General features: G+C 59.7%; 4 protein-coding genes. 1 reads left to right on the plus strand and 3 read right to left on the minus strand.

What is annotated here, in order from left to right:
* Positions 1 to 86: 86 nt before the first annotated feature.
* On the minus strand, positions 87 to 671 hold the full coding sequence (gene nfuA / locus AC07W4_RS03630) for a Fe-S biogenesis protein NfuA (protein ID WP_007912592.1): 585 nt from the start codon (positions 669 to 671) through the stop codon (positions 87 to 89).
* A 186-nt stretch (positions 672 to 857) separates the two neighbouring features.
* A complete protein-coding gene (locus AC07W4_RS03635) occupies positions 858 to 3,155 on the minus strand; it encodes a fatty acid cis/trans isomerase (RefSeq protein ID WP_495031517.1) in 2,298 nt (765 codons plus the stop codon).
* Between the two features lie 156 nt (positions 3,156 to 3,311).
* On the opposite strand from AC07W4_RS03635, the gene metH reads away from it, so the two are divergent.
* On the plus strand, positions 3,312 to 7,022 hold the full coding sequence (gene metH / locus AC07W4_RS03640; protein ID WP_495031518.1) for a methionine synthase: 3,711 nt from the start codon (positions 3,312 to 3,314) through the stop codon (positions 7,020 to 7,022).
* Between the two features lie 148 nt (positions 7,023 to 7,170).
* On the opposite strand, the gene AC07W4_RS03645 is transcribed toward metH, so the two are convergent.
* Positions 7,171 to 13,836 carry an NEL-type E3 ubiquitin ligase domain-containing protein gene (locus tag AC07W4_RS03645; protein ID WP_495031519.1) on the minus strand — a complete coding sequence of 2,222 codons (6,666 nt, stop codon included), beginning with the start codon at positions 13,834 to 13,836 and terminating at the stop codon, positions 7,171 to 7,173.
* Positions 13,837 to 13,894 lie beyond the last annotated feature (58 nt).

Raw genomic sequence — 13,894 nt, forward strand, 5'->3', positions numbered from 1 at the left:
GGCTTGCTCGCGAAGACGTCAGCGAATTCAGCCCATAAAAAAACGGCGCTCACGGGGCGCCGTTTTTCTATACCGCAGCGAACACCTTAGTAGTAGGCGTTTTCTTTCTGCGTGTGGTCGGTTACGTCGCGAACGCCCTTGAGCTCGGGAATACGCTCGAGCAAGGTGCGCTCGATGCCTTCCTTGAGCGTCACGTCGGCCTGGCCGCAACCCTGGCACCCCCCACCAAACTGCAGGACAGCGATGCCGTCCTCGACCACGTCGATCAGGCTGACCTGACCGCCGTGGCTGGCCAGCCCCGGGTTGATCTCGGTTTGCAGGTAGTAGTTGATGCGCTCGTTGACCGGGCTGTCGGCGTTGACCATCGGAACCTTGGCGTTTGGCGCCTTGATGGTCAGCTGGCCGCCCATGCGGTCGGTGGCGTAGTCGACAACGGCATCGTCCAGGAAGGCTTCGCTGAAGTGGTCGATGTACGCGGTGAAGCTTTTGAGCCCCAGCGCGGTGTCTTCGGGTTTTTCTTCGCCCGGCTTGCAGTAGGCAATGCAGGTTTCGGCGTACTGGGTGCCAGGCTGGGTGATGAAGACGCGGATGCCGATGCCCGGGGTGTTCTGCTTGGAGAGCAGATCAGCCAGGTAATCGTGGGCGGCGTCGGTGATGGTAATAGCGGTCATGGAAACTCCTCGCAGGCTTGGGCGCAGTTTACGCCAATCGACGCGCCGGACAAAGTCCTAGTATTTTTGTCGGGAAAGAATTGTGGGAGCGGGCTTGCTCGCGAAAGCAGAGTGTCAGGCGAATCAATTGCGACTGACACTCCGCTTTCGCGAGCAAGCCCGCTCCCACAGGAGGTTTGCGGTGTTTCAGAGGTTCTCGTAGCGGTTCATGTCCAGCACGCCCTCTTCCACCGGATCGGTCTCCTGGATGTAGCGGCTCAGGTCATGGAAATACAGCCAGAATTGCGGATGACTACGGCGTATTCCCCAACGTTCGACGATTTTCTCAAAGCTGTCGCTATCCTTGGCGTTCTCCATCGCATCCACAAACGCCGGCACTTGCCCGGCCGGAATGTTGAACATGAAGTTCGGGTAGCTGCTGAGCACACCCGGGAAAATCGTCAGGGTGTCGAGCCCCGGCTGATAGCGCAGCGATTCGCCAAGCAGGAACGCCACGTTGCTGTGGGCCCGGTTGCGCAGCAGGCTGTAGACCTCACGCTTGCCGCTGCCGGTTTCGATACGCAGCATGGTCGCTTCTGGCAGTTGATCAATCACTTTCAACCCCGCCGCCGGACGCGAAGTCAGGCGGCTCAACACCTGCTCGGCATTTTGCAGGTCCGGATCAATGTTCGGCCGCGAGCAATAGGCGCCGTCGCAACGGTTGATCGGGTCGGGCCTGGCATTGAGGTCGCCATAACGGGTGAGCAATTGCATGGCAAAGTCGCGCTTGGGATCCTGCGGATCAAGCTTCAGCGCGGTCGGCTTGTCATCGTCGATGGACTCGTAGTCCAGCCACATCTTGAATTTGCCACTGTTCTGATACCAGTCGTCGAGGTAGCCCTCCCGCGAATCGGCGGGCATCAGGCGCAGGAAATTCTGCTCGGCGCCATTACGGATCAGGTCGAAATACAGGCGCGTCTGGGCCTGATGGGACACGTTGCCGAACACATCAAAATTGACTGCCAGTTGATAGTAGGTGCGCTCCAGCAGCGGATAGTCGAACAGCCACATCGTCTGCGGTACTTCGCCGATCAGGCCTTTGGTCACCGAAGCGCTGTCGAAATGGCGAAAGATGCTCAGCAATGCGTTGTCGTTGCCGGCCCACAGGGTCGACCAGCTCGGTGCGGGCTCGTCGGCGTAACTGTCGCGGCGCAGGGCCTCGTATTCGTTGCGTTTGTCGCGGTAGTCGTGCCACAGGGTCAGGACGCTGCCGACATCATCATTCTGCCCCGGCATCGCCAGCAAGGGCGTGGCTTGCCCGCGATAGTTCGGGTCGGTGATGTAGAGGTCGTGTTCAGGTGCCTGGAACAGCGCCCAGAAATTATCGCGAATCACGTCCGTGGCGATCTGACCACGACACACTGGCCCACGGATAAAGGTGCGCACAAAGTATTCGGCGTTATCGAGCATGAACTGATAACGCGCCTGGGCCGGAATCGCTTCGAAGGTGGCGAACGGGTTGGCCCGGCTCTGCGGCCCATAGCCCGGCAATGCGTCGACCTGCCAGTTGCCGCTGTAGAACAGGCTCTTGACCCGCGCCAGCTTCGCCGGACTCAGCGGATAGGTGATGTGGGTCTTGTGCACGATCACGCCCTGCACCGGCCACAAGCGATAGTAGAACTGCGTGCCCGGATCATCGTTCGGACGACGGGTGTTGATCAGGTCAATCGGCTGGCCGGTCGGGGTGCGCGAACGCACCCACTGGAAGAAATGCCCAGGCTCGCTGTCCTTGAAGTAGAGATGGGCGAGGAACCAGTGCTCGTACAGCCAGCGCCCCACCAGGCTTTCCCGGGCGCCCGGCGAATTGAGCAGGTTTTCCCATTGCACCACCTCCAGGGCTTCCCTGGCGCTGGGCGCCAGTGCCTGCTGATCGATCGGCGCGCCGGCCGCCAGCCAGCGTTGCAGCGTCTGGTACTGCTGGTCGGTCAGGCCGGTTACTGCCAGCGGCATGCCCTCCTTCGGATGCCTGGCGGCGTAGCCGTCGAACTCCGCGGGCATGGCACACATGTTTTCCCGGTTCAGGCCCAGGACGATGTCCTCCGGCAGCCTGGCGTTGGGCTGCAACGGGGTTTTGTGACCCAGTTCCAACATCCGCGCCATCAATGCAGCCTGACTGCCCTGGGCATCGAGCACAGAATAGAAGCCCTTTTGCTGCCAGGCGGTTTTTCCGGAGGCGTCAAAAAACAGCCGTGTCGGGGCCACTGCTTTAGTGCGGTCACCGTCATAAACCGGGACTTTCGTCGCGCCACGCGCCGCGCCCTCGCCGCTGCCCAGATTGAGCTGACAGGCGGCGTCGTTGCAGGCGTGGCAGGCCACGCACTTTTCAGTGAAGATCGGTTGAATGTCGCGGCTGTATGAAATGGCAGAGGAAATCGCCGGACTTTGCGCCACAGCGCCCCAGCTTGAAAACAACAGCAATGTGCTGATGACGAAGCGATACGACATGTCCCTGGTCCTGAATCCTGAAAAAACGCCGCGATTCTACCGGTCTGTCACCTTTACCAACATGAACGATATTCATGCAAATTCGAGCCACGCTCCAAAAGCGCACAGGTTTGCTATCATCCCGGCCCTTCGTCATGGCCTTACCGAGTAGTCCAAATGTCCGATCGCAGCGTTCGCCTTCAAGCTCTCAAGCACGCCCTCAAAGAGCGCATCCTGATTCTCGATGGCGGTATGGGCACGATGATCCAGAGCTACAAGCTCGAAGAGCAGGATTACCGTGGCAAACGCTTCGCTGACTGGCCAAGCGATGTCAAAGGCAACAACGACCTGTTGGTACTGACTCGCCCGGACGTGATTGGCGGCATTGAAAAAGCCTACCTGGACGCCGGCGCGGACATTCTGGAAACCAACACCTTCAACGCCACCCAGATCTCCCTGGCTGACTACGGCATGCAAGGCCTGGCGTATGAGTTAAACGTAGAAGGCGCACGCCTGGCGCGCAAGGTGGCCGACGCCAAGACCCTGGAAACCCCGGACAAGCCGCGCTTCGTTGCCGGCGTGCTCGGTCCTACCAGTCGCACCTGCTCGCTGTCCCCGGACGTGAACAACCCCGGCTATCGCAACGTGACTTTCGATGAGCTGGTGGAAAACTACACCGAGTCCACCAAAGGCCTGATCGAAGGCGGCGCCGACCTGATCCTGATCGAAACCATTTTCGACACCCTCAACGCCAAGGCGGCGATCTTCGCCGTACAAGGCGTGTTCGAGGAACTGGGCATTGAATTGCCGATCATGATTTCCGGCACCATCACCGACGCCTCGGGCCGCACCCTGTCGGGCCAGACCACTGAAGCATTCTGGAACTCCGTGGCCCACGCCAAGCCGATTTCCGTCGGCCTGAACTGCGCCCTTGGCGCCCGCGAATTGCGCCCGTACCTCGAAGAGCTGTCGAACAAGGCAGGCACCCACGTTTCCGCGCACCCGAACGCCGGCCTGCCGAACGAATTCGGCGAGTACGACGAATTGCCGTCGGAAACCGCCAAGGTCATCGAAGAATTCGCCCAGAGCGGCTTCCTCAACATCGTCGGCGGCTGCTGCGGCACCACGCCGGGCCACATCGAAGCCATCGCCAAGGCCGTGGCCGGTTATGCGCCGCGCGAGATTCCGGACATTGCGAAAGCTTGCCGTCTCTCGGGCCTTGAGCCGTTCACCATCGATCGCAACTCGCTGTTCGTCAACGTCGGCGAGCGCACCAACATCACTGGCTCCGCCAAGTTCGCCCGTCTGATCCGCGAGGACAACTACACCGAAGCCCTGGAAGTCGCCCTGCAGCAGGTCGAAGCCGGCGCCCAGGTGATCGACATCAACATGGACGAAGGGATGCTCGATTCGAAGAAGGCCATGGTGACCTTCCTCAATCTGATTGCCGGCGAGCCGGACATTTCCCGCGTACCGATCATGATCGACTCCTCGAAGTGGGAAGTGATCGAAGCCGGCCTCAAGTGCATCCAGGGCAAGGGCATCGTCAACTCGATCAGCATGAAAGAAGGCGTCGAGCAGTTCATCCATCACGCCAAGCTGTGCAAGCGCTACGGCGCCGCCGTGGTGGTGATGGCCTTCGACGAAGCCGGCCAGGCCGACACCGAAGCGCGCAAGAAGGAAATCTGCAAACGTTCCTACGACATTCTGGTCAACGAAGTGGACTTCCCGCCGGAAGACATCATCTTCGACCCGAACATCTTTGCCGTGGCCACCGGTATCGAAGAGCACAACAACTACGCCGTCGATTTCATCAATGCCTGTGCCTACATCCGTGACGAACTGCCGTATGCGCTGACCTCCGGTGGCGTGTCCAACGTGTCGTTCTCGTTCCGTGGCAACAACCCGGTGCGCGAGGCGATCCACTCGGTGTTCCTGCTGTACGCGATCCGCTCCGGGCTGACCATGGGCATCGTCAACGCCGGGCAACTGGAGATCTACGACCAGATCCCGGTGGAACTGCGCGACGCCGTGGAAGACGTGATCCTCAACCGCACCCCGGAAGGCACCGACGCCCTCCTCGCCATTGCCGACAAGTACAAGGGCGACGGCAGCGTCAAGGAAGCCGAGACCGAAGAGTGGCGCAACTGGGACGTCAACAAGCGCCTGGAGCACGCACTGGTCAAGGGCATCACCACCCACATCGTCGAAGACACCGAAGAATCGCGCCAGTCCTTCGCCCGCCCGATCGAAGTGATCGAAGGCCCGCTGATGGCCGGCATGAACATCGTCGGCGACCTGTTCGGCGCCGGCAAAATGTTCCTGCCGCAAGTGGTGAAATCCGCCCGCGTCATGAAACAGGCCGTGGCCCACCTGATTCCGTTCATCGAACTGGAAAAAGGCGACAAGCCGCAGGCCAAGGGCAAGATCCTGATGGCGACCGTGAAAGGCGACGTGCACGACATCGGCAAGAACATCGTTGGCGTGGTGCTGGGCTGCAACGGCTATGACATCGTCGACCTCGGCGTGATGGTGCCGGCGGAAAAAATCCTGCAGGTGGCCAAGGAACAGAAGTGCGACATCATCGGCCTGTCCGGCCTGATCACCCCGTCGCTGGATGAGATGGTCCACGTTGCCCGCGAAATGCAGCGCCAGGACTTCCATCTGCCGTTGATGATCGGTGGCGCCACCACCTCCAAGGCGCACACGGCGGTGAAGATCGAGCCCAAGTACAGCAACGACGCGGTGATCTACGTCACCGACGCCTCCCGCGCCGTCGGCGTGGCGACCCAGTTGCTGTCCAAGGAGCTCAAGGCCGGTTTCGTCGAAAAAACCCGCCAGGACTACATCGACGTTCGCGAGCGCACAGCCAACCGCAGTGCCCGTACCGAACGCCTGAGCTATGGCGCGGCCATCGCCAAGAAGCCGCAATTCGACTGGGCGACCTACACGCCGGTCAAACCGACCTTCACCGGCACCCGGGTGCTGGACAACATCGACCTCGACGTTCTGGCCGAGTACATCGACTGGACCCCGTTCTTTATCTCCTGGGACCTGGCCGGCAAGTTCCCGCGCATCCTCCAGGACGAAGTGGTCGGTGAAGCCGCCACCTCGCTGTACAACGATGCAAGGGAAATGCTGCGCAAATTGATCGACGAGAAGCTGATCAGCGCCCGCGCGGTGTTCGGTTTCTGGCCGGCCAACCAGGTGCATGACGACGACATCGAACTCTATGGCGATGACGGCAAGCCAATGGCCAAGCTGCATCACTTGCGCCAGCAGATCATCAAGACCGACGGTAAGCCGAACTTCTCCCTGGCCGACTTCGTCGCGCCGAAAGGCAGTGAAGTGACCGACTACGTGGGTGGTTTCATAACCACCGCCGGCATCGGTGCCGAAGAGGTGGCCAAGGCCTATCAGGACTCCGGCGACGACTACAACTCGATCATGGTCAAGGCCCTGGCCGACCGCCTGGCCGAGGCCTGCGCCGAGTGGCTGCACCAACAGGTGCGTAAAGACTACTGGGGTTATGCCAAGGATGAAGCGCTGGATAACGAGGCACTGATCAAGGAGCAGTACAGCGGTATCCGTCCGGCACCGGGCTACCCGGCCTGCCCGGATCACACCGAGAAAGCCCAACTGTTCGCCCTGCTCGATCCCGAAGCCCAGGAAATGCGCGCAGGCCGCAGCGGCGTGTTCCTCACCGAGCACTACGCGATGTTCCCGGCGGCAGCGGTCAGTGGCTGGTACTTCGCTCACCCGCAGGCGCAATACTTTGCCGTGGGCAAGATCGACAAGGACCAGGTACAGAGCTACACCTCGCGCAAAGGCCAGGAGTTGAGCGTGACCGAGCGCTGGCTGGCGCCGAACCTGGGTTACGACAACTAAGCAGCCTTGCCAACCACATTTTGGTTGGCAAGACCCACTGCAGGAGCGAGCCTGCTCGCGATAGCGGTCTTTCAGTCAACATCGATGTTGAATGTTATTCCGCAATCGCGAGCAGGCTCGCTCCTACAATAGTTAGCCAGCGGCTGATTCAGCTGTTCCTGGCCGATGTCCCCGGCTGCGGCTCCCCACCCGCAGCCTCCTTGCGGGACAACTCGATCATCTTCGCGTTGCGCGTCGCCGCCTGTTCGAACATCTGAGTCAAAAGAGCAGCGTCATCGACGTTATCAACACCGTCATCCTCCGCTGCCTGAATCTCGGCCTCATCAAGTGCCGTGAACTCCTCAGGGTATTTCTCCTTGAGATAGCTCACCCAATAATCGCGCTGGATCAAGTCTTCGTAAAACCGGTCGGACCGCTCCGCATTGACGACCTCCGCGCGGGCGTCCGCCAGTTGTTGCCGCGTGACGCCCGAAGCATAGGTCATGTGTTTCGGCTGCCCCGGCAGAGTCAGGCCGTCATCCCAGCCCTCCGTCAGGCCGATTCGATAGCCCAGTCGCACCTCGGCCTCATCCTCACCGGTATGAGCCGCGGCTTTGGTCGCCAGATCATCGACCTTGTCCAGTCGAAACAGCTGCCTGGACAGTTTCAGCAATGCTTCACCCTTCACACTCAAGCGTCCAGGCGGAATTTCGAGTAAGGCATTGTGGGTGAACACTTTGCTTTCCAGTCCGCTGAACGTGAGGATTCGACCGTCGACACAGGTACCATGGGTCGTCGAGCTGGCGAACAGGACCTCCCGAAGTTCGCTATTGCTGGCCGCGGCTTCCATCACTGTCCAGACCCGTCGCGTCAAATCGGCATTGGCCACCCGAAACTCTCGGGTGTCCTGCAATCGCGAGAGCAAATGAAAGAACGCAGCATTGTCCGGTTCGGCCGCCAGCTGATTCCAGATTTCGCTTTTACCGGCCAGTTCCTCCGGGGCCGCATTGGCCAGCCAAGGGGCTTTTTGAGCGGAATCAGGCTCAACGTCAGGGAGTTCTTCATCCGGCTCGATGCTGTCGCTATCGCTGTCGCCTTCGTCGTGAGCATCATCAAGTAACTCATCGAGTTCAGGGCGCGAGAGCCCCAGCACGGTGTCGTGTGCCCCGTTGTCACGGTAATCCCTCAAGCGCTCAAGACTCTCTAGCACCAGGTTGTTGTCGCTCAGATCGATACCGATCATCAGAACGTTGTGATTGCCATCCAGAGCCTGCGCTGGAACCGATGTGATGTAGTTGCCACTCAGATTCAGGACCCTCAGGTGGGCGGCATCCAGCACTCCGCCCGGCCATTGCCTCAGATTGTTATTGCGCAGATCGAGCGTCACCAGCTCCTCGAAAGCGTCGATATCGAAGGCATCCAGTTCGTTGTAGCCCAGATCAAGCCACTTCAGACGTTCCAGGTTACTCAATGAGGCGGACACATGTTCGGCATCGTCCAGCCGGTTCGAAGACAGCTCCAGTCGCTCGAGCGTATTCATGTGCTGGACCGGCTCGGGAATTGCCTCCAGTCCATTGCCATTGAGTTCAAGGGTTTTCAACTGTGTAAAGGCATTGAGGAAACCATCGGAACCTTGCCGGGTGAGTTTTACGCTCGTCAGGTTCAATGTGCCGACATGCTCGAACGTTGCCGGCAGCTCCGGCAAATCGCCCAGTTGCAGGCCATTGAGATTCAACACGGCATCCGCAACACCCTGCGCACCGATCAGCCCCTCCCGCCAGCACTCCAGGATACGCAGGGCACCCAGTCTGCGAGTGCTGGACGACGTCATCCAGCCTGCGCCGTGGTCTCCGCGGGTAAACAGCCAGCCATTCAACTGGCGTGTAAGCGCGTCAAGAGTCTGCTCCCATCCGGCAAGGCGCTCGCCGATTTGCACGTCGGTTGCCCCGCGCTGGCGCATCTGTTCCAGCGCTTGCGAGGCTTGCTCATCGGCCAGCGTCGGTTTCAACCGTTGCAGGCGCTTTGTCAGGATCCCGGGCCCTTCTCCCGTCGGAACATCTGGTAGCGATAGCAAATGCCGTGCGATCGAAAAGCCGCTCTCGGACGGCGGGAAGGCAAGTGGCACCGGTTCCAGGGCAAACCGTTCCAGGACACCTTCTGGCAACCCATTGGCCACTTCAATTCTATGCCAGGCCGCTTTCAGCATTGCAGCAGCTTGAGGAGTCAAGGGCGCACCGACGAGATTGGTTTTGAGCAATACCTCACTGTCCAGCACCGCCACCGGCAATTCGGAGACTTTGCTGTCGCGCAAATCCAGCCAGGTCATGTCGGGCAGATCCTGGGCACCTGCCGGCCACTCCCGCAGTTGCGTCGAGCGCAGATTCAAAGCCTTGAGGTGAGACATTGCGCTGACGTCCAGGGTGTTGAGGGGGTTGCTGCTCAGGTCCAGATATTCGAGCATCCGCAACCCACCAAGACCTTGCTGAACCCCTGAGTCGACAACAATCGCGTTACTGGAAAGATCCAGCTGAGTCAATTTACCGAAATCGTTGGGTCCGATAGGGATTTCGGTCAAGCCGCAATCACGCAAGTCGAGTGTTTGCAGCTCGGTAAACCTGCTGATGAAACCGCGAATCTGTGCTGCAGGTGCTTTGCTCCCCCTCAAATACAGCGTTTGCACTTCCGGGAAAACGCCGGCCGGGAGTTCGGGAAAGTCACTCAGTGTCAGATTCGGCAAATCGAGCACCGAGGCGTCAACTGTCGAGCCGTAGCGTTTGAAGGCGCCGTTACGCCAGCTCGCTCTCAGGGAGTTGGCCACGCTTGACCGGGCCATCACTTCATTGATCACCATTGGTATGGGCTGCACGCGATGGGTCCAGTCGATGAGGTTCCGATTAAGCACATGGTATTGCTCACTCAAGTCCTCGACGGCCCGGAACCTGGCCTCGGCGTCCTGCCATTGCTCGACAAACCGGGTGAACAAGGCTTCGTGATTCTCGTTGATGCCCTCGCCAAGACGTCTCAACTCCCCCTTGCTGTAATCCCTGACCATTTCCTCAAGATCAACAAGGTGCGGGGATTGCGTCTTGGCGTACTCATAGGCGGGCCTGAAGTTTTCACGAAGGAAGTTCGACCAGTCCAGCGACAGTCCGGACCAAAGTTTTTCATGTCCGTTGAAAATGCCATCGGGCAAGGTTCTGATCCCGGTGGCCTTGAGGTTCAATCGCTCAAGTCGCGGCAGTTCGAGAACCCCGGCGGGCCATTCAAACAACGAAGGTGCAAGCACATCCAGCCGGCGCAGATTGCGTAATTGGCTGACATCCAGATCGATCGGCGCGAACCCCGAACAATATATGCTGAGCTCCTCAAGCCTGGTCATTGCGCTCAGCCTCGACGGCATATCGACCGCGTAGGGAGCGGCTGAATACAGACTCAGATCCGTGAGTTCCGGCATCGTACTCAACACCTGCGGGACGTTACTGAACGCGTTCCCCGTGGCATTGATCCGCAATGTCTTGAGCCTGGGGAAATTCGCCAACAGCGCATCGGCATTGGCATCCGTGATACACCGGCCCCGGACGTACAGGTCACGCACATGGGAGAAATCCGCCGACAACGAAGGAAGCGCTTCATCACAGGTCAGGTCCAGCAACGTGAAGCGCGAGTGCTCTGCGGCCAGCGGCGAGTTGCGCCAGCTCTGCTTGAGGCTCTGCGCGACCGAGGCCTTGCCGCTCAGCATGAGCTCCAACGCAGAACTCGATGTCGGCTCGCCAACCCAATGATCGAGCGTCGACTCAAGCGTCTCCCATTCCCGCAGGCGTGCCTGCAACAAACCGTAAATCTGCGCATCGGTTTTTCCCGCACGCAGCTGCGCCAGGACAAATCCGTTGGCCTGCTGTTCGGTCAGCGCCGGATAGACATCCCGAACCCGGGTCGCCAGCGAAGGATTGATCCCTTGCCCACGCCCGCTGGCGTAATAGCCCACCAATCGTTCGTTGACCCGAACCGGAGGCTTGAACTTCGCATGCTTGCCAGTGCGATTTTCCAGGCGTTGTGCCAGTTCGGCACGATGCGCGGTGGCATAGTCGATGATTGCCCTGCGCAACTGGCTGCCCTGAGCCACATGCGGAATACCCAGCGCCTGGCGCGCAGAGTCGGGCAAGGCGTGCATGATCGACGGATAAAAATTATCTTCATTTCGAGGAATGCCGTTGAGCTCCTGACCGCGCTCATCGAACGCCTGGTAAGCCGGTCCTTTCTTGACCACATATTTGCGCGTGTCGGCCGTCTGGCTGCCAATGCCATCGATCAGCGGCCCTTCAATGTGACCGTCGCGGACTTCCAGGCGCACGCTGTCGGACCAGCCCGGCAGTTTTTCCAGGGAATGCAGTGCGAGCCACTGGCTGTCCGCCGAGACCATGCGCTCCTGATGCAGCCCGGCAAAAGCGCGATTGACGCGCCCTTGCTGTACATACCAACGGCCCTCTTCGAGCATGCTCAAGGGTATCCGCCGCGTCGTTTGCCATCGTTCCAGCTCTTCGGCATTGGCATCGAGCAACACCCTGTTGGCAGCGGACTCACTCAGCCCCGGACAAGCTCTGCGCAGCATCGCCACCGTTCCCTTGCCCGCCTCGGTGTTCCCCGGGGCAGCCTCGAACGCCGGCAACAACTCAGCCAGCCCGGGAGGCGGAGGCAGATTATCGAGGTGCATCTTGCGCAGGGCATTGTCACTGGTACCGCTGGCATCGGCGATGGTGAGCAGTTGTTCGTCAGTCAGGGCCTCGGTCGCATGGCCCATGCGCCGCAACAGGGTCAGGCGATCCCACTCCAAAGGACGCTCCAGCGTATGGCGCCAGGCACCGTGGCCGTTATGTTCGAGAATCGGCTGCCAGGCCCCGGCATCGGTCGGATGCTTGATCCGCCATTTTTTCAGCGATGAATCAAAAGTGGTCTCATACACCTTGCCCGCCTGGCGGATGTACGTCTTGCCGTTTGCACGATGCTGTCCGAGGGCATCGGGGGCGGTGACATCCCCCGGTTCAACGTCGCACTCATAGGCCTTCAGGTCGGGTTTCCACAGCCGTGTCGTTCCATCCGGGCGCTTGATGGCGTCCAGGCTTTCGACCACCGGCTCCGGTGCAACCGGCACCATCTTGCCCAGCACCTTGCCGGCCCCGGCCATCGCCGCAATCAGCGCCAGGTTTTCCGCCACGTCGATCAGGTGCGCCTTGGCAGCAACGCGATCACCCTCACTCCATTCGATTACCCCTTCGAACGACTCGTACAGCAATTGCCCGGCCATCACCGTCAGCATGATCTCGCCCAGCACCGGCACGAACATTGACACCATGTTCAAGCCCAGCATGCCGATTTCCAGCAGGTGATTGAGCTTTTCCGCCCGCACCTTTGCATCGACGTCAGCCGTGGGCACGGCATGGCTACGCGCGTCGGCGATGACCTTGGCGCGGTTTTGCTCGTAGAGATAAGCCCACAGATCGGTGTTGGCAGACCAGATTCCGTCTACGCCGTTACGTGTCGCACCGTATGGGTCGAGGTAAGGATCGTCGACCGGTTCGCGCTTACCCGGACTTTCAGGAGGAAGTTCTTTGATTCCGACGAATGTGGAGAACGGCGGAATGTACTGGACGACCTTGACCCAGATGGAGTGCAACGGATCGCTCGGTGAGTCCGCCGCCTTGCGAGTGAACTGGCTGAAGTAGTAAGGGCGGTCGGCATAAGCCACGAATTGACTGAAAAAACGCTGGTGCGCGGTCGGCCTTCCATCGCTTGCAGGCCGTGAGTTGCCGGCCGTGAACTGACGCTTGAATTCGTCACGCAACTGCGTCGAGGTGTAGCGCTTGAGCGGATGCTCGGGATCATGGGGAATGTAGACGATGAAATCACCGGTGTAGCGATACTGCTCGCTGATGCTGAACACCACACAGCCGGTCATCCGGTGCTTCATCAACACAAGGTCGCGGAACCAGACCTGTTTGTCGCCCAGCCGTGGATGGATTTCCCCGCCAACGACCGAAAGGATCATCGAGTAGTCTTGCGGTTCGATATCCTTTTTCAACAACGCCAGGTCGGCTGCCGCCCTCATTGCGGTTTTTTGACTGTCGATGAATTGCTCGCGCAGGTTGGTTTGCGCCTGCCTGTCGTCGGGCTGGAAAAATCCGTTCACATAGGTTTGATACTGCGCTCCGATATCCAGCGTTCGGCACAGTGACAAGAACTGCATGACCGTCATGCCCAGCGCAACATCCTGGAACGTACCGGGGATCGGTGTTTCGACGACGAAACCCGAACCACGGTGAAAGGCCCCTTCCTCACACTCCGACGCCTCGAAGTTGTGCAATGCAGCCTGGAGCAAAGAAAGCTTCAACACCTCAAAAGACGCGACTTCGATTTCAAAAATGCCCACTTCCAGGGGATGTCGCAGGCACACCCAGGTCTTGTTGACATCGACGTCGATCGAGAACCTGTCCTTGAGAGCCTTGGCCAATATCGGCCCAGCGAATGTTTCGGCGTCGTGCAACGCGGACATTGTCTGGTCCAGCCGGGTCTGCGAGATAAAACTGGCGTTGAAACTTGCCCTCAGTGCCTGCTGTTGCGCGCGGGATGCGTGCACGTACCAATCAGGCAGACGTGTTCCGGTATCTTTGATCGCGGTGCGCCTTGCGGACGTCGCGTTGATCAACCAGTCAGGGGTCATGCGTTCAAGCGCTTCACTGTGCATGCTGCTTTTCCCTGGCAGCATCGGCTTCAACACTGAACGTTCAATAGGCGATGGCACCTTCGCCGTCGCGGGCGAAGTGCGGGATGAAATGCTCATACTGTCTCTCCTGGTAAATGGAGCGACAGGACACCACCCCAGGCCCGGACACCTGCGG

Source organism: Pseudomonas sp. GW821-FHT02A08 (assembly GCF_059422045.1).